We start from the raw sequence: 16,507 nt of genomic DNA, 5'->3' as shown, positions 1-16,507 counted from the left end.
AACTTGCGGGGGTTTCAGCGTGGGTTCAGGTTCGGCCTTTCACAAAGGTTTACATCGGCCTTGCAGTTCGCTCGGTATAGTTTTTTGCAACTTACGAGACCTAGAGCACACGCAATGCCGTCGAACAGCCACTTGGTAAATCCTGACCTGATAAAGATTCGACGACTGTTCACAACACCCCTCGCCAGCCTCCAGTACCCCGACGCCGCCAAGCTCAATTCCCAACTCAAAACCCTCATCACAACCCGCATGGCGCAAGATCGCAGCGGCGCCCAGCGCAGTAACGAAGGTGGCTGGCAGTCCGCGAACGACTTCCATGACTGGGGCGAAGAAGCCAGCGACGCTCTCGTGAAGTTCGCCAAAGCGTTCGCCGTGCAAATGACAGCAGTGCACAGCGAACAATTTGGACTGACCGAACCGAGTTTCGAATGGAAACTCAACGCCTGGGCCAACGTGAATACCGCAGGCCACAGCAACGCCCTCCACGGACATCCGGGCGCCTTCTGGTCAGGCGTCTACTGGGTGGACGCCGGCGGCCGAGAAGACGACCCGACCGTCGGCGGCGACCTGGAATTCGCAGACCCACGCGGCATGGTCGCCTCCACCTACAACCCCGCGCTGCGAATGCGCGTCGAAGACTGCATAACCGCAGGCTTCAGCAGCACCTGCGCTGCCAGCAGCGGTACTTTCATTATGTTTCCGTCGTGGCTGATGCATTCGGTTCGACGGTTTGAAGGGACGAGACCGCGGATTTCGATTGCGTTTAATTTTGGTGCTTGAGATGCCAAAGTTGATAGGTTGTTTACGGCTCTAAGCTTCAGAGCAAATCAATTCGATCTCGGATTGTTTGCGCGGCTTGAGAGCTACATTCCCGGCCGCCCTTAGAAGCAAGGCTGACACCATCGCATGACAGGACGTCAAAAATGGCTGAACCAACAACTCGGAAGACGCCTTCCACAAAGCGCAATTGGGCGTCAGCGACTGAGAAAGAGCGCTGCCACGTCTATTGGGCACTCTCCGACGCGTTTGTAGACAACGAGGTCAACTACGAATCCATCGCGCGCCAGACCGAAGATTACGATCCGCAAGAGATAAAGCGAATTCTCTACGAGGAAGTCGCACCTGTCTGCCATTCGAACCTTGAGACAGTGATCACGATGATCTGGTCTGCTTTCAACCTTGAACAACTAACGTCTGACATCAGGGAAAATCTGAAAGCCCGAGAGCGCAGCCGTTATCGACGCCAAATAGACAAACTGCTGATATGTTGGCTTGAGTTCCGATATCGCTACATATGGAAAGAAATCTCCAGGCACTATCGAAAATAATCTGAGCTGTGTGCAAATTCTCTAGATTCACCGCCAACGTTCCCAACATCAGCAATTGCGCAATGCCGATGGCGGTTTTGCGGTGGGCGGGTTCCAGGGTGGCGGCGAAGTTGTTGAGCATTTCGGAGGCTGATCCCAGGGATTCGCTGGCGTTGGCGAGCAGGGATTCGGTGTCGTAGGCCGGGTTAGCGAAGTACATCGGATCGTGTTGGGTGTGACTGCCCATGATCCGCTGCTGGGCGTGAGGTAGTGATCGCGGGCGCGTGCTGCGGCTTCGTGCAGGGTTTGTGAATCGGGAAATTTGTAGGGGGAAATCGGATCGGTTTCTGGTGGGTTCGGTGTAGGTCATGGATGAATCCTCTAACGCGATTACATCACCCTTCGCTACCAAACGTTGGATGGCGGCCATACGCGGGTTGGTAGACCGGTCGCACTAGAACCCGGCGCCCACGAATGAGCCCCACGCATGACCACCATGAAATCCGAGCCCTGAGAAAGGACTGCTCACGGTGAAGCCATGAATCTAGACACGAAGCAGGCTACCAAACCCGGTCACTGGTTTTCAGCGACGTAGAGACGATAAAACCCACCTGTTAGACGCACAAGCCGGCGGATTCTGTCTTAGGTTTAGGGGGTGACGCAAGTTGGTGTAGGGTTCATGCGCTGACATAAGGAATCACTTAAACAATTGCAATTTCATTGTTTAGGCTTCTCTGAGAGATATAGATGTGGACATCCAATACGATATATGTAAGCTCAAGCACACTACCCCCACCGCACCGAGCTTCTCAGAGCGATTAGCCGCTCATGGGAAAGCTTTTGTTGCTTCGGGTGCCGATAAATTACCTGCTCCGTGAGGGCTCAAGATAAAAAATTGCAACTCACCTCTGCAGTACCTTACGGCTTAGAGTCATCTAAGACTTTAGTCTTGGTAGACAAGAACTATGCGAACAAAAATAAGTGGCACCTTGCCATTTCCTAAAAATTCGCTCAAAATTTGATACGCAAATTGGATCCAATGAGCGAAGAGAATGACAACACGATCGCAGAAATTTATAAATGTAATAAATACCTTAGGTCCTTTAGCAAGCGGTGCCAACTCAAGAGACGGTTGGCCTGGTACGTTTTACGTCCAGCTTTCGAACCAACAGCTACCTATTGCACTACATGTATCAAGCATATCACCACACAGCCGGGCGCCTTATGAATTGCGCTTTCAAAATCCTGCTGGTGAAAACAGAGTAGTTTCAGATGAACTTGGTACAGCATTACCTATACTTCTTGGAATTGACGACACTCAAATTAATCAAATATATGTAGCCACCGATGGTAGGAGCCGTGTAGGACGGGCAACTAGATTCTCGGTGCTTTTTCATCAAAGAATCATCAGCGAGGCTCGAAGAAACGGCTGGGCTACTTATACTTCATCCACTGGAGAAAAAGTATGCGCTTTTGTCCCCATGCTATTACCTGCTTTCATTGAGCAAATCATTCAAAACGAAGACATCCCTCCAAGTGAAATTGCTGAGATGGCTATAGCATCTGGCGTAATGGATCCACAGACCGATATTAACTATCAAGCATGGGCAGGCCTAAGAGCCACAAAAGCGATTAATGTCCTCACACGAAAGGCTGGAGCGGGAAAGCGTATTCGAAGAGCTTACGGAGACCAGTGCGCTATGTGTGGCTTGGGATCGGGGCTTATCCAAGGCGCTCATATTTATCCAGTTGAAGCACCTGGGTCAACTGATGAAATTTGGAATGGATTAAGCCTGTGCTACAACCATCACAAGGCATTTGATCTTCACTTGATTGGAGTCATCCCACATACTAATGAAATTATTCTACATCCATCACTTCGAGAGGATGCACGATACAACCATGGGACCGCTAATTTTGTAAACTCGACGTGGACTCATTTAAGAGTACCAGACCAGGCACGACACCAGCCTAATGCACAAATGTTTTTAGAGCGATACTCATATTTTTCCGAACTATATAACTGGATGTAAAAAGCAAGCATGGCCGCCGACGGCGACCATGCTTAATACCGGCTAATTATCAAAAAACACAGATTAAACTTCTACAGCAACAGCTTCTTCTATCGCTGTAAACTTCACCTTACTTTCCACCATTGCTTTGGGAGACAGCAATGGGAAAGGATATGTACAAAGCACTCGACCTTTTCCAATAATAGGATGACTTTGAGAGGTTCTAATATCATACCTTAGCTCCCTCATAGCCTCTATTAAAGACTCAAGCTCCTTCCTAGTCACATGCAAACTAGACATTAGCGATTCCTCTGTTAAGAAATCGCCACAATTACGTGTCTGCCCAAAAAACTCGACAGCACGCAACAAGGGCGAGTCGCTATCCCTAGTTACTACAGTCTCAACATCAACTACATCACCTCGATTAGCATAATGACCATATATATCAATCAAGGTAAAAAACTTCGACCGTTCAACCAGCCCTACTTCAATCTCTTTCCAACAACTAAAAATATCGTCTACACGCCGCACATTAGCAGAAAGCGACAAGCTTTCGAAACTAGGCAGATACTTCTTCAACCCAGACAATCTAATCTCAATATGAATCAATGACCTCCCAACATTCGAACATTCGTCCATATCGAGACGTATATGGCTCCCCCCCTCGGTCAAAACCAGCTGAGAATACTGCAAAATATCTTTACCAGGCTTCTTAGCCAGAACCTCCCGCTTATACCTATTGCCCCTAACTATATAAGACTTAGTAGTTTTAGGAGCTACCGCAACGGGGTCCAAATAATTAGTTAAGGATCCATACTTACTCTTTATTGCTTCAGCAGCTACAACCTTGAAAGATAAGCTCCTTTCTCTCTGACGCTGTCGAAAGCTCGATTTAAAAAGAAGTGGACGCGATTGAAATTCCCCACTGCTTTCAAAAGAAAAAATCTGTTCTTTAACACTCATTGCAATGCAATAAGCGAGCCGTGGAGGTACAGAGTTTCCAATTTGCTCAACGCACTGCCCGTAAGACCCCTCAATGATATACTCATCAGGAAACGATTGAAGGCGTTTTAATTCGTCAACCGTAAAGTGCCGGCTATTCCAATGGAAGGGTCCTGTGAACTTTCCCGGACTTGCTTTAAGAGTACGACAAGGCTCATGCCTGTTAACTTTATACAAAAGATCATGAAATTTAGAGCGCCATGCAAAAACGGGTTCTGGATGCCCCATTTCAGCAGTGAAGTAAGCATAGTTCAGCCCTTCTGGAACATCCGGCAATAAATGCCCATATAAACCACCCAGCCCTGCACTTGGTTTCTCACCAGGAATCTGAAGATCAAATATTGCCTTTTCTACAGAAACCAATGGTTTTCCACTCACAGAATCCGGCCCATGGGTAGGCATAGGAAACTTAAAATCTCCTGCTTTCACACCAACCATCACCAACCGTTCTCGATGTTGAGGAACACCGTAATCTGCCGCATCTATTACTTCAGCATGAAGATCATATCCATGCTCAGAAAACGCCTTTACTATTTGTCGCCAAGGCTCTCCGTTGTTGGCTCCCGGCAACCCATAAACGTTTTCAAAAACAAAAACCCGAGGTTTTATTACATCCAGAATATGACAGTACTCTTCATACAACTGGCCCCTTAGGTCTTGAGTTCCAATAACTCCACCAGAACGGCGACCAGCAGCAGAAAATGTCTGACATGGAGGACCGCCGATAATGCATTCAATGCCGTAGTCCTTGTAAAGACCAGGATCAAACTTACGTATATCTAGATTATGAACTACTGTATCCTTATCAAAAAGAATACCGCGCTGTTTATTAGATTCAAGCGAGCGACAATATTTAGCCTCTAACTCTACACAGGCAACAATTTTAAACCCTGCCATATGAAAGCCAACATCAAGCCCTCCTGCACCAGAAAACAAACTTAATGTCTTTATATTACGCATCATCAGCCCCAATTAAAAACAACACCAAACTAAACCTACAATAACTGTCATTTTATACTATTTTCACATCTAAAGCGAGCGAACAAAATCAAGATATATTAGACAATTAAAAATTATATAGCACCGTTAACGCGCATTTTTGATTCAAGGAATATCAAATGATTACAGACTGTACAAATATACAGTACAGACATCCCCAGTCAACTCAAAATCATTGCTACACCGACCAGTGGTAATAGACATCATTATTTATGTGCAGAATGGTTTCCCAATGTATTTGGCCTATGGTCCGCAGACATCGACCTGATAAACTCCCTTTTCCTTTTCAATTTTGCCATCCAATGTATTTAAAGACACCCCCACTCTCCCGCCGTTTCTCCGTCGCGCCGATGATGGATTGGACTGACCGCCACTGCCGGTACTTCCTACGCATCCTGTCGAAAAACGCCCTGCTCTACACCGAGATGGTCACCACCGGCGCGCTGCTCAACGGCGATCACGAGCGTTTCCTTCGTCACAATGAAGCCGAGCACCCGCTGGCGTTGCAGTTGGGCGGTAGTGTTCCGTTGGACCTCGCCGCCTGTGCGCGCATGGCGCAGGAGCACGGTTACGACGAGGTGAATCTGAACGTTGGCTGCCCGAGTGATCGGGTGCAGAACAATATGATCGGGGCGTGCCTGATGGGGCATCCGCAGTTGGTGGCGGATTGTGTGAAGGCGATGCGTGATGCGGTGTCGATTCCGGTGACGGTGAAGCATCGGATCGGGATCAATGGGCGGGACAGTTATGAGGAGCTGTGCGATTTCGTCGGCACGGTGCGGGATTCCGGGTGCACGAGTTTTACGGTGCATGCGCGGATTGCGATTCTGGAGGGGTTGTCGCCGAAGGAGAACCGGGACATTCCGCCGTTGCGTTATGACGTGGCGGCGCGGTTGAAGGCGGACTTTCCGGAACTGGAGTTCATTCTGAACGGCGGGATCAAGACGATGGAGGCCTGCCACGAGCATTTGCAGACTTTTGACGGGGTGATGCTGGGGCGCGAGGCGTATCACAATCCTTATCTGCTGGCCGAGGTGGATCAGCAGTTGTTCGGCAGCAGCGCGCCGGTGATCAGCCGGGCCGAGGCGCTGGCGCAGTTGCGGCCTTATATAGCCGAGCATTTGCTGGCCGGCGGCGCGATGCATCACATCACCCGGCATGTGCTGGGCCTGGGCACCGGGTTCCCGGGGGCGCGCAAGTTTCGTCAGTTGTTGTCGGTGGATATCCACAAGGCCAAGGATCCGCTGGCGTTGCTGGATCAGGCGGCGGAGTTGCTGGCCGGGCGTTGAGGCCCGACCTGCGCGGTTGAGGTCAGGCGGCTGCGGCCGCCGTCCAGTTCACCCAGCCAAACTGCCAGGTGGCGAGGATCAGCAAGCCGAAGGCGATGCGGTACCAGGCGAAGGTGGCGTAGCTGTGGTTCGCAATGAACTTCAGCAGGCCGCGCACGGCGATCATTGCGAAAATGAACGCTACGACGAAGCCCAGGGCGAAGACTGGCAGGTCGCTGCTCTGGAACAGTTCGCGGTACTTGTAGCCGGAATACACCGCAGCGCCGACCATGGTCGGCATCGCCAGGAAGAACGAGAACTCCGTGGCGGCCTTGCGTGACAGGCCGAACAGCAGACCGCCAATGATGGTGGAACCGGAGCGCGAAGTGCCCGGAATCATCGCCAGACATTGCACGCAACCGATCTTCAGCGCGTCAGCCCACTTCATGTCGTCCACATGGTCGACACTCACTACATGATCCCGCTGCTCGGCCCACAACATCACGATGCCGCCCACCACCAATGCAACGGCAACGGTGATCGGGTTGAACAGGTATTCATGAATCGTGTCGGCGAATAACACGCCGAGAATGACCGCCGGGAAAAAGGCGATCAGCAGATTGCGGGTAAAACGCTGGGCATTATTCTGGGTCGGCAGGCCTTTGACGATCTCGAAGATCTTCGGGCGAAACTCCCAGACCACGGCCAGAATGGCGCCCAGTTGAATAATGATGTTGAACGCCATGGCGCGTTCGCCGCCGAACTCCAGCAAGTCGGCAACAATAATCTGGTGGCCCGTACTGGAAATGGGCAGGAACTCGGTCAGGCCTTCTACCGCCCCAAGAATCAGCACCTTGAACAAGGTCAGTAAATCCATTAATCCTCCGTCGGCACGCTCTTTGAGGGCGCGCCGTTAAGTGCATTCAGGCATTGAGTATCTGAAGTAAAACAATTGGCAGATGCACACCCATTGCCCGACTCGGGGACGGAGAATATGTCTTATCAAAAGCCACGCTCAAGGCATGTTAATAAACGTCCGTGTGTGAACTTGTTGGTGTTATAGCTAAAAATCACATCGCCCCTTAAAATGTGATCCACCTCACACTCCCTGTACTGGCGTCCAAATGGGTAGTGGCCAAGGGACATAAAAACAGGTCGCCACAATTACAAAATAGTGGCACCATTGCACATTGCCACCATCTAACGAGCCCTCTTTCGTTAGTTCAGAGCCCCGAGAAAAGCAACTAAAAGCTTGAAAAGCTTAATTATTGTTAGAAAACTCGGGAGCCACGTCTAAAATCCGCGCAAATGTTACCAATTGTCAGTCACAGATGAGAACCGGTGCTTTAACATCCCGATGTCAGCACCTTTTCGAGTCAATGCATGATGCTCACAGGTAACTTAGCGACTAGAAGCCCGCGCCGCACAAGCGACGAACCAGGTGTTCTCACTCTGGGTCGTACCCGTGGCGTGGCTGAACACTTTAGCGCGCTAATCGCGAAGCATGTGCAGACTGATCTGGCCATTGAGGCCGACTCTTACGCTAGTTCATATCAGCAAAATGAATATCACGACTTGTATCGTGCCATATTCATTGTCATCGACAGCCCTCAGGCACTCGAAGACAACCTGGCACGGGTGGAAAGCCTGCGCAGTGACAACTTGAAGCCGATCATTTGTGCGGTAATCACCGGGCGCGGCGCCTTCAACAAGATCAAGTACTTCCTGGCCGGTGCCGACTTCTGTATCAAACTCAATACCTTGTCCGATGAAAGCGGTGAGCTGCTGGGCGAGTTCTTCAACAGTGAAGAATGGCAGCGTGATATCAGCCTGGTGCTGGACCCCACCCGCATCTGTCTCTCGGACACCAGCAAGAAACTCGATATCTCCTTTGCCGAAATGAAGATCCTGCAAGCCTTTGCGCAGACCGGCAATCACATTCTCAGCCATGATGAAATCGCCAGCATCATGGGGCTCAACACCCATTTCTACGATCCTCGGGCGCTGGAAAAATCCATCAGCCGCTTGCGTGGGAAAATCAAGGACGTGTACGGTACGAACGCCATACAGAGCATTCGCGGGTATGGCTATCGTCTGATGAGGGGGTTGATCTCGACCGCCTGATTCAGGGAATCACTCTTTTGCAGCTTACGAGGGAACGTCTGATGCAACGCACTAAATATCCGATGTCTCACTGTTTTAACTGCGTCACATATCTAATAAAAAGCTGTCAATTGCATGAGCGCTGCAACACTTAAACATAACAATAAACCATTACTCTAAAAGCAGACCGAGTGGAACTTATCGAGGGCCATCATTGGGCCCAGACCCTGCCCGTCGATTATTTCCGAGGAAAACATTGCTCGCCTGCCCATTATTTTTTCGCCAAATTTGGTGTGTACTTTAGGAGAGAGACATGGAAACCAGCACAACCCTCCCAAGAAAATACTTTGTTGTCGTGACTAATAGCTCGGCGTCGCAACGTGAACTTGAGAACATCCTCTCCAGCGAGCGTTTCAATTCGTTTGGCACGTCCCAGGCACAAATGTTTATTGAAGGTGTTGCTTCGCCCTCTTCCACTCCGATGCTGATGGAGTTCACTTACCCACGCGGCACAAGGAAGCATGTCGCACGTAGCATCGAACATGATACCCAGCGCATATTGGCCACTCTCGAATCGGAATGGCTGGCCGCACAATCGGCGCATTCGTTCCACAGTTCCACGGCCATGTCCGAAGACCCCACTGACACTTCCGGAACGATCGAGTCCGACGCGCCCTGCACAGAAGCCTGGCACCTGGACAATGATCAGGGTGCATTGACGAAAGAGGGTGTCGAAATCAGTCTCACCGGGCTCGAAACCGCACTGGTCCGTAAAATGCTCCACCATGAAGAACGTGTTGTCAGTCGGGACGATCTGATCCTCAGCATCGGCCGCGAGCCGGAGCAATACCGGGGACTGGAAATGTGCCTGAGCCGTCTTCAAGACAAATTCAAGAACGCCAGCAACGGTGAACGATTGTTTCGTGCCGTGCGCAATCGCGGTTATTGCCTGATCCAGGAAGTTGTTGCCTAAACAACATCCCCCACTACAAGACAAACAGATACAAGTGCGATTACAAAAATAAAAAAGCACTCTGTTTGGTTTCACCCCTCCCTGGTTATACCCGCCTCCTGACCCCACCTACGATAGCAAACACAAGATTGATTATTCACCCCCTGCCTTTCGACCTTTTCTAACGTTTGAATATTTGAAATTTAAATAAGTTGGCACTGTGCCATCTTGTTAGAACTCGTCAGACAGCATCCCCGGCAATAACTTAGTCTATTGACTGACGACAGTTCCGCATACCGGCGTTGTTACCTCAGGACACTGGCTCAAACAACAATAACAAGTCTGCTTAACAACTCGGTTTTCTACTGTCGAAACCTGAATGGACATCTTTTGGGGATATCGTATGGATCTTTCTCTTCGTATCAATCGAAACACCGGCCTCAAGGGACTGACCTTTTGGGGCCAATGGGCGCTTGCACAGAGTTTCATTGTTTCACTGTTGTTCATATTGGCCGAACAGCACACGGGCACCGTCGAGTTCTACTATCGGATGTGCACGATCCTGGCGGTACTGGCCTCGGTGCCGGCTTATACCTTCAGCGGCGCGTACCGAAAGCGAGACAATTACCTGACCGGATTGGGTCGACTGTTCGTGGGCTGGTTCATGACCATGGCCGGGCTGGCGTTCATCGCCTTCATCTGCAAGGCCGATGCGCTGTTTTCCCGCCAGGTGATTCTTGAGTGGGCGGTGTACGGTTTCCTCGGTCAGGCGCTGCTGTACGCACCACTGCATGCGTTCTCGAAGTTCTACCAGCGTTCGCGCAAAAGCGAACACAAGACCCTGATCGTCGGCACCGGCGAACTGGCTCTGGGTCTGGCGAAGAAGTTGAGCCAGCACGAAAACCTGCCGCTGGTCGGCCTGGTCAGCAACGGCGACAAGCCTTCTCTGGAAGCGGACGCCCCGCGCGTCGTCGGCGCTCAGGACGAATTGCTCGAGCTGATCCAGACCCACGACATCCGCCGCTTGTACATCACCTTGCCGCTGTCGGAAGCCGCCAACATCGAAGCCATGTACGTCGATCTGCTGGATGCCAACGTTGACGTGGTCTGGGTGCCGGACCTGAACAGCCTGACGCTGCTCAACCACTCGGTGAAAGTCGTGGACGGTCTGCCGGCGATCTACCTCAACGAAAGCCCGCTGACCAGCCGCCCGACCGCTGCGCTGAGCAAAAGCCTGGTGGAAAAAGCCGTCGCCCTGCTGGCCATCATTCTGTTGAGCCCGGTGCTGCTGGCCGTGGCTCTGGCGGTGAAGCTCACTTCGCCGGGCCCGGTGTTTTTCAAGCAGGATCGCCACGGCTGGAACGGCAAGGTGATCAAGGTCTGGAAATTCCGCTCGATGCGCGTGCACGATGACCGTGACGTCAAACAGGCCAGCCGCAACGATTCGCGCATCACTCCGGTCGGTCGCTTTATCCGTCGCACTTCGCTGGACGAGCTGCCGCAACTGTTCAACGTGCTGCAAGGCCACATGGCACTGGTCGGCCCACGTCCGCACGCCGTGGCGCACAACAACTACTACTCGGGCAAGATCCTCGCTTACATGGCCCGTCACCGAATCAAACCGGGCATCACTGGCCTGGCGCAGATCAGCGGTTGCCGGGGTGAGACGGACACTCTCGACAAGATGGAAAAGCGTGTTGAGATCGATCTGAAGTACATCAACAACTGGTCGCTGTGGCTGGATGTGAAGATCCTGGTGAAGACGCCGTTCACCCTGCTGTCGAAGGATATTTACTGAGACGCAGGACTTGAGAAGGCAACACCGCAAGGGGACGAAAGTCCCCTTTTTTGTGGGCGGGATTTGGGGGTTGGCGGAGGGCTCTGCGGCCAAAGAGAGTCTGATGTTTTGATGTCGGCTGAGCGGACGCCTTCGCGGGCAAGCCCGCTCCCACAGGGATTAGGGGAATGCTGAAGATTGCGACCTCACTCGATAACCTGTGGGAGCGGGCTTGCCCGCGAAAGCGCCGGATCATTCACCATCAGGTTTGAACCTAGAACACACCAACTCCCCAGCAATGATGGCTAGATCAAGCCCCCCTTCACCACAAACAAAAACGGGAGCCATCAGGCTCCCGTTTTAACTCCCCCCTCTCCCGAACCTACTCGGTAATCTTCCCGAAGTTCCGGTAAAACATGTCCCCTTCCCGACTGTCCGTCATCGAATGCAGCTGGAAGCTGCGATTGAGCCTCGCGCCACCGTCACGGGTCAGCGGTGCCCACACCAGGTTGGCGCGGCGCATGGTCGACATGCTCATCATTTCGTCGAACGGAATCGACAGGTACAGCCCCTTGTCGAAACTACCCTCGCCATACTCGGCGCTGCCGGCGGTGGTGATCGTCGCCCAGGCGCCAAAGCGCACGCCGTTGAAGAACTCGCGAGAGATATCCACCGTGCCGCCAAAGTCGCCCGCCAGGTAACGCCCGACGCTGACCGCGGCAAGCGTGTCGAATGGCAGGTCGGTGTAGCCGGTGATGTGGCCGGTCCAGACCGAGTAATCCTGCAGGCCGAAACCCTGGTCGAATTCACGCTGACGCACGTAGTTCAGGTCCGCACCGATCGACCAGCGCTTGCCGGTCGGACGAAACAGCACCTCGCCCCCGACCCCGGCGAACATCGATTCCAGATAACCGCCGTAGACCATGCCGTACAAATCCTTGTCCAGTTGCTCGGCGTGGCTGACCTGGAACAGCGGCATGGTGGTGTCCGACGTGGTCAGGTACTGACGCAAGTCGGTGCGCACACGCGGCAGGCCGCTGGGCGCGTCGTAGGTGAACTTGTCGAAGTTGTTGATCAGGTTCTGACTGAGCAAACCGTTCCACCAGGTGTTGCGGTTGAAGCGGTACTCGGCGTCCAGATCGGCAGTGAACTGATAGAGCAAACCATCGGGGCCGCCGACGTTCTGTTTGAAGCCCAAGCCGACGCCGTAATTGAAGTGCTGCGGCGCTTCGGTGTAGAGGGTTTTCTCGTTGCGCGGCATCGCCGGGTTGATCTCGGTGGTGCGGTGCAGCGACTCCAGCGGCTCCTCATTGTTGAGCACTTCGCGGAAGGTCTGCCGGGGCACGCTGGTTTCTTCCAACGGCAGATCGTAGCGCTTGTTGACCACGGTGAACCAGTCGATGTCGTCGTTGACGCTGTTGTCGAGAATACGGCTCGCGCGGCCGACAGCCTTGGGCGAATGGAAATAGCGCTGCTGCTCGCCGTACACGATCAGTTCGGAATCGCGCTGGGTGATGCGCTCGACCTTGTAACCAGCGTTCTGCTGCAAGCGGCGCGACACGTCGGCCCAGTTGACCTCCTCCATCGTCGTGGACGGAGCCTTCGCCGGCAACGGTTCGGCCGGTGGATCGAAGGTCTTGGCCGGGGCCTTGCGGCTGACGAAGTTGGTGTGGAACGTCACGCCGAACATCGCCGTGTTGCCCCGCTCCCACGCGGCACTCAGGTCGAGGGAATCGGTCACCTTGAACACCGCGCCGAGGTTGATCGGCGAGTCTTGCTTGATGATGTTGTCCTTCGGCTCGTGCTTGTAGTCGTTGCCTTCGTATTCGAGTTTCAGGCTGAGGCGATCCCAGGGTGTCTGGTAACTCACGCCGCCGAAAAACGCAGGCTTGCCGCGAAAGTACGACCCGGCGTTGACGTCACCGGTGCCTTCCAGGTCCGGGCGGGTCTTGAAGCGATCACTGGCCCAGCCCAACGGGTTGTCGAAGTCGCCGCGATTACCGATGTAACCCCAGGCGATGCCGGCGCTGAAGTCGAAATTGTCATAGCGCTTGTTGGCCACGAAGAATTCACTGGCAAACAAACCGGTACCACCGATGTCTCGAAAGCCCAGCGCCACTTCCGGCGCCCAGTGGCTTTCCTGCCACAGCCGGACCTTGGCGTCGACCGCCTTGTCCTTATAGCTCTGGCTGCCACTCAGCGCTTCGGAACCGTACGGACGGTTGGTGATGGCGGTGTAGCGAAACGAACCTTCCAGCCAGTCGAGCGGCTGCAGCGAAACGCTGTATCGGCTGTACGGTTCGGTGCGGTTGGCGTTGACGCTCAACTCACCGGCGGGCGACATGCGTGCGGTCGGGGTCTGCAACAGACCGACGCCGCCGAAGTCATTCTGGGTAATGCGTGGCTCGGCATGCACCAGGCCACACGGCAATAACAACACAGCTGCAAAACGCAAATTCAACGAACCACCTCAGCCAACTGCGTGGCAATCAATTCGGCCAACTGCTGATTCAGTTCAGGGACAGGCGGATCCAGATCATCGTTTTTCACCGGCACCAGAATCTTGCTGCCGGCCACGGGCATCTGCCCGCTCTCGCGGTTCCAGTGGGCGATGCCGACCCGCCGCGATTCGCCGTTGGGCTGGATCAGCCACAGATAGTCGGCATCGGCGTCGGCCTCCAGCAACGTGCAGCCCTGCAGGTATTCGCGAGCCTCCTGCAACGGCTGGTAAGGCAGGCGGCACGGCTCGGCGACCGCGCCCAGCACTTCGACTTCGTCGACCCGTTTCGGGTAGATCAGTTGATCGCCATCGTCGAGACGAATGTTGTGGGCGAAACCGACCTCCACCGCCACCGGATCGAGATCGGCAATCTGCCGCCCGGTCACCGGCATCTGTCGGACCTGCTCGGCCAGGCGCTGTGCCAGCGCCGCTCGGCTCGGCTTGTCGAACAGCATGGCCATGCGTTGCAGCACATCCAGATCGAACAGCACGCCGACCTTCAGCCGCGTCTGTTCTTCCAGCAGCGACTGACGCAACAGGACGCCTGCCAGCCAATAGCCTTCGGCATTCGGTACGGCCTCACCGATCACATCGCGCAAACGCCCGCCCGCCGGCAATTCGATCGGGCCCGGGTTGGCGACATCACCGCTGACGATGACCGCTGCCTCGCTGATCCCGGTGAGTAACATCAAGCACGCCGAGAGCGCTCTGAGCCGCTTCACGGGATATGCCTGCGGTCAGGGGTCAGCTGCACGATCCTGACCCGCAACTGCGAGGTCAGTTGCTGTTCACTCTGCACAATGAAACCGTCCACCGGATCGACCCAGTAACGATTGGTCGCGCGCAGGCCGATGGCCGGCGCGTCAATCTGCTCATCGACACGCAGCACGGTGTATTCCTTGTCGAGAATCTCGAGGGTTTCGAGGGCGCGGCGGGAGAAGCGGCTGTTGAGGATGATCCCGACTTCCTGGCCCTTGTAGAGGTCGATCCAGCGGCGGCTGGTGTAGCCGTCGGTGATTCGGTGCAGACCCTGTTTGAACGGCGAGTCATCAGACAGGCGCGTGCCGTCAAGATCACCCTCCGCGCCCAGGCCGATGCTGCGCATGGCCAAGCCGTCGCGCATCAGCAGCACCTGCTTGCCGGAGGCGACCCAGAACTGCAGATCCTCACGCTCGCGCACCAGCGCCAGCACCCCGGAGCCGGACGGCGTGGTCAGTTTGAGCTGGGGATACTTGACCCCGGCCACCTGCTCCGCCGACACATCGAGCTCATCCGGCCCGATGACCGACGCCTTGAGGTTGTTCAACGAAGCGCTCATCAGCGGATTGCAGCCACTCAACAAAACGGCCGCCATCAGGCACACGCCCACTTTCAACGTTTTCACAGTCGGCGGCCTTATTTGCTGTTGTTACTGTATTCGCTCCAGTTCTTCGCAGCGGAAGCCCCCGTCCCGACAATCGATGCCGACGGCACCAACTGGCTGATCAGGCGATTCCAGCGAGTCACGTTGGCAGGCCCGACATAGACCACGTCCTGGGGCCGCACTTCAAAGTGCGAGGCGAGCGCCATGGCGGTCGGCGACTCGGCTTCCAGCTGATAGATTTTCGCCGGCTCGACATCGAGGTTTTCCACCCCGCGAATCACGTACACGGCGTTGCCGTTGGAGGTGGTCTGGCTCAAGCCACCGACCGAACCGAGCACGTCGGACAGGTTCATGGTGGCGGTCTTGAAGCTCAGCGCACGGGGCTGGTTGACCTCGCCCATCACGTAGATGCGCTTGTTGTCGTTGTACGGGAGATACAGCTGATCGCCACCCTTGAGGTAGACGTTCTGCAATTCGGAATCCTGCTGATTGAGGGCGTCGAGATTGAGCGGATAGACCCGCCCGTTGCGCGTCAGCATCAGCCCCGACAAATCGGCATTGTTGGTATCGACACCGGCCGACCCGAGGGCTTCGACCACGCTCAGCGGGTTGGTCGAAATGGCCTGGGGGCCGGCCTTGGCCACGGCGCCCGAGACCACGACTTTCTGGCTGGCGAAGCGCAGCACCGCGACATCCACTTGCGGCTCGGCAATGAACGCCGAGAGGCGTTGCTCGATGTCCGAACGCAGCTGCTGGATGGTTTTGCCGGCGGCCTGGACTTCCTTGATGTACGGGTAATACAACGTGCCGTCGGAGCGCACCAGACGGCCGTTGGCATCGATCTGCTGCTGCGCACCCGAGGGGGCGGTCAGCTCGGGGTGATCCCAGACCGTGATGTACAGCACATCGTTGCTGCCGATGCGGTATTCGGCCGGGGTCGCCAACAACTCCGCCGGCACCGACTCACGCTTGTACGTGGCCCGGTTCATGGCGATGAGCTTGGGGGTGATCTGAATGAGTTCGACCCGGCTGCTTTCGCTGGCGCCCTGGCGCGTGATGCTACTGGTGCTCAGGTACTGGCCGGGGGAGAACATGCAACCTTGCAAAGCGAAACTTGCCAACAATAAAAGCGAAAAACGACGGGTCATAATGGCACTACGCTATTCAAGGGCGAATCCAAAAACAAAGTCACCCGACTTTCGTCGGGCGACCTTGTACTGCACC

At 54.4% G+C, this 16,507-nt stretch carries 13 protein-coding genes and 1 pseudogene; 7 read left to right on the top strand and 7 right to left on the bottom strand.

The annotated features are described in order from the left end of the window. The first annotated feature begins 114 nt into the window (after window positions 1-114). Window positions 115-780, top strand: coding sequence for a TIGR02466 family protein (locus M5G18_RS27205; protein ID WP_273900279.1), 666 nt, complete (start codon window positions 115-117; stop codon window positions 778-780). 143 nt (window positions 781-923) lie between these two features. Then, a complete protein-coding gene (locus M5G18_RS29070; RefSeq protein ID WP_273900281.1) occupies window positions 924-1,328 on the top strand; it encodes a DUF7079 family protein in 405 nt (134 codons plus the stop codon). 25 nt (window positions 1,329-1,353) lie between these two features. Here the strand turns inward: M5G18_RS29070 and M5G18_RS27195 are convergent. After that, window positions 1,354-1,643: pseudogene (locus tag M5G18_RS27195) on the bottom strand (DUF6124 family protein); the annotation flags it as partial. Between the two features lie 716 nt (window positions 1,644-2,359). On the opposite strand from M5G18_RS27195, the gene M5G18_RS27190 reads away from it, so the two are divergent. Next, window positions 2,360-3,340 (top strand): HNH endonuclease, encoded by a 981-nt coding sequence (locus tag M5G18_RS27190; protein WP_273900282.1) that lies wholly within the window; start codon window positions 2,360-2,362, stop codon window positions 3,338-3,340. A 63-nt stretch (window positions 3,341-3,403) separates the two neighbouring features. Here M5G18_RS27190 and M5G18_RS27185 read toward each other — a convergent pair whose 3' ends face one another. After that, window positions 3,404-5,281 (bottom strand): DNA cytosine methyltransferase, encoded by a 1,878-nt coding sequence (locus M5G18_RS27185; RefSeq protein ID WP_273900283.1) that lies wholly within the window; start codon window positions 5,279-5,281, stop codon window positions 3,404-3,406. 341 nt (window positions 5,282-5,622) lie between these two features. Between M5G18_RS27185 and dusA the strand changes: the two genes are divergently transcribed. Further along, complete coding sequence (dusA, locus tag M5G18_RS27180; protein WP_273900284.1) at window positions 5,623-6,609, top strand: tRNA dihydrouridine(20/20a) synthase DusA; 987 nt, start codon at window positions 5,623-5,625, stop codon at window positions 6,607-6,609. A gap of 22 nt (window positions 6,610-6,631) precedes the next feature. Here the strand turns inward: dusA and M5G18_RS27175 are convergent, their stop codons facing one another. Further along, entirely contained in the window at window positions 6,632-7,465 is an 834-nt protein-coding gene (locus M5G18_RS27175; protein ID WP_262160508.1) for an undecaprenyl-diphosphate phosphatase, read from the bottom strand. 506 nt (window positions 7,466-7,971) lie between these two features. On the opposite strand from M5G18_RS27175, the gene M5G18_RS27170 reads away from it, so the two are divergent. The 3 genes from M5G18_RS27170 to M5G18_RS27160 all read left to right on the top strand — a co-directional run bounded on the left by M5G18_RS27170 (window position 7,972) and on the right by M5G18_RS27160 (window position 11,441). Further along, the gene (locus tag M5G18_RS27170) at window positions 7,972-8,712 is read left to right on the top strand and encodes a winged helix-turn-helix domain-containing protein (protein WP_273900285.1); all 741 of its coding nucleotides are present in this window, start codon (window positions 7,972-7,974) and stop codon (window positions 8,710-8,712) included. Window positions 8,713-9,004: 292 nt separating this feature from the next. Continuing rightward, on the top strand, window positions 9,005-9,664 hold the full coding sequence (locus M5G18_RS27165; RefSeq protein WP_273900286.1) for a winged helix-turn-helix domain-containing protein: 660 nt from the start codon (window positions 9,005-9,007) through the stop codon (window positions 9,662-9,664). A gap of 382 nt (window positions 9,665-10,046) precedes the next feature. Further along, window positions 10,047-11,441, top strand: coding sequence for an undecaprenyl-phosphate glucose phosphotransferase (locus M5G18_RS27160; RefSeq protein WP_273900287.1), 1,395 nt, complete (start codon window positions 10,047-10,049; stop codon window positions 11,439-11,441). A gap of 361 nt (window positions 11,442-11,802) precedes the next feature. On the opposite strand, the gene M5G18_RS27155 is transcribed toward M5G18_RS27160, so the two are convergent. The 4 genes from M5G18_RS27155 to M5G18_RS27140 are packed head-to-tail and all read right to left on the bottom strand — an operon-like array spanning window position 11,803 to window position 16,431. After that, entirely contained in the window at window positions 11,803-13,881 is a 2,079-nt protein-coding gene (locus M5G18_RS27155) for a YjbH domain-containing protein (RefSeq protein ID WP_273900288.1), read from the bottom strand. Continuing rightward, window positions 13,878-14,609, bottom strand: a complete 732-nt coding sequence (locus M5G18_RS27150; protein ID WP_273900338.1) for a capsule biosynthesis GfcC family protein — start codon at window positions 14,607-14,609, stop codon at window positions 13,878-13,880. Before M5G18_RS27150 ends, M5G18_RS27155 begins: the two co-directional genes overlap by 4 nt. A gap of 29 nt (window positions 14,610-14,638) precedes the next feature. Continuing rightward, on the bottom strand, window positions 14,639-15,304 hold the full coding sequence (locus M5G18_RS27145) for a YjbF family lipoprotein (RefSeq protein WP_273900289.1): 666 nt from the start codon (window positions 15,302-15,304) through the stop codon (window positions 14,639-14,641). Window positions 15,305-15,315: 11 nt separating this feature from the next. Further along, window positions 15,316-16,431 carry a polysaccharide biosynthesis/export family protein gene (locus M5G18_RS27140; RefSeq protein WP_177323239.1) on the bottom strand — a complete coding sequence of 372 codons (1,116 nt, stop codon included), beginning with the start codon at window positions 16,429-16,431 and terminating at the stop codon, window positions 15,316-15,318. Window positions 16,432-16,507: the final 76 nt, after the last annotated feature.

It is taken from the genome of Pseudomonas aphyarum (assembly GCF_028657055.1).
Lineage (GTDB): Bacteria > Pseudomonadota > Gammaproteobacteria > Pseudomonadales > Pseudomonadaceae > Aquipseudomonas > Aquipseudomonas aphyarum.
The sequence above is the reverse complement of the archived record's forward strand: the minus strand, read 5'-3'. Positions and strand labels throughout refer to the sequence as shown.

Bases quoted from the DNA above. Each gene is read 5' to 3' on its own strand.
- M5G18_RS27140 (WP_177323239.1), bottom strand. From the start codon at position 16,431: ATGACCCGTCGTTTTTCGCTTTTATTGTTGGCAAGTTTCGCTTTGCAA.
- M5G18_RS27150 (WP_273900338.1), bottom strand. From the start codon at position 14,609: ATGTTACTCACCGGGATCAGCGAGGCAGCGGTCATCGTCAGCGGTGAT.
- M5G18_RS29070 (WP_273900281.1), top strand. From the start codon at position 924: ATGGCTGAACCAACAACTCGGAAGACGCCTTCCACAAAGCGCAATTGG.
- M5G18_RS27170 (WP_273900285.1), top strand. From the start codon at position 7,972: ATGATGCTCACAGGTAACTTAGCGACTAGAAGCCCGCGCCGCACAAGC.
- M5G18_RS27185 (WP_273900283.1), bottom strand. From the start codon at position 5,281: ATGCGTAATATAAAGACATTAAGTTTGTTTTCTGGTGCAGGAGGGCTT.
- M5G18_RS27175 (WP_262160508.1), bottom strand. From the start codon at position 7,465: ATGGATTTACTGACCTTGTTCAAGGTGCTGATTCTTGGGGCGGTAGAA.
- M5G18_RS27205 (WP_273900279.1), top strand. From the start codon at position 115: ATGCCGTCGAACAGCCACTTGGTAAATCCTGACCTGATAAAGATTCGA.
- M5G18_RS27160 (WP_273900287.1), top strand. From the start codon at position 10,047: ATGGATCTTTCTCTTCGTATCAATCGAAACACCGGCCTCAAGGGACTG.
- M5G18_RS27190 (WP_273900282.1), top strand. From the start codon at position 2,360: ATGACAACACGATCGCAGAAATTTATAAATGTAATAAATACCTTAGGT.
- dusA (WP_273900284.1), top strand. From the start codon at position 5,623: ATGTATTTAAAGACACCCCCACTCTCCCGCCGTTTCTCCGTCGCGCCG.
- M5G18_RS27165 (WP_273900286.1), top strand. From the start codon at position 9,005: ATGGAAACCAGCACAACCCTCCCAAGAAAATACTTTGTTGTCGTGACT.